The 787-nt window shown below is 59.7% G+C and carries 1 protein-coding gene; it reads right to left on the reverse strand.

The window, feature by feature from the left end; all coding sequences use genetic code 11:
• The coding region (locus CPT76_RS34585) for an FTR1 family iron permease (RefSeq protein ID WP_146116536.1) at positions 1-787 on the reverse strand (787 nt) is incomplete at both ends.

Genomic DNA, 787 nt, shown 5'->3' on the forward strand with positions numbered 1-787 from the left:
ATGAAAGCAAGCACGACCATCTGTGGAATGAACGTTTCCCAGGTCGGATACATGCCAAGCCAGGATACGGACGGCAGCCCGGTTTCCGAATGGGCGGGAATGCGACCCGAGACCTGGAGCGAATGGATGCTGTCTCCGAGGAAACGGAAAACCAGGTAGTAGATCAGCACCGTCGCCGCCAGGAAAAAGCCGCGCAGAGGCAGGCGGGCACTGAGCACGATAATCGCATAAGCGAGCACGGCCAGAACGGCAAAGGCGCCGGCGATTCCAAGGATCAGCTGCCCCATGTCAATGGAGGAGGCCATCCCGGCATAGAAAATGGTCGTTTCCGCGCCTTCACGCAGGACGGCCAGACCGGCCAGCACGAAAAGAGACCAAAGGCTTCCTCGGGCCAGCGCCTGATCCATCTGGCTGCCCACGTATTTGTTCCAGGCGGCCGTGTTTGACTTGCTGTGCAGCCATTGCCCGACGGTCAGCATCATCACCACGGCCACCAGACCAGTGATGCCTTCGATCAGCTCGCGGGCGCTGCCTGAAGCTGCTTTGGAGATGGAGAAGGTCAGCACGACTGCGAGCAGGAGGCTGAGGACGAGGCCTGACCCGGCTCCGCCCCAAATCCATTTCTGGCCGCGCGTATTTCCGCTTCGCTTCAAATAAGACAGCAGGGCGGACAGCACGAGAATGGCCTCCAGGCCTTCACGGAGCAGAATCAGTGCGGCATCCCACGCGGTATATTTGTGATCGACCGCAAGCGGGGTGAGGGAGGACTTCATCTCGTCCATGATTT

Source organism: Paenibacillus sp. AR247 (assembly GCF_002968895.1).
GTDB lineage: Bacteria > Bacillota > Bacilli > Paenibacillales > Paenibacillaceae > Paenibacillus_AQ > Paenibacillus_AQ favisporus.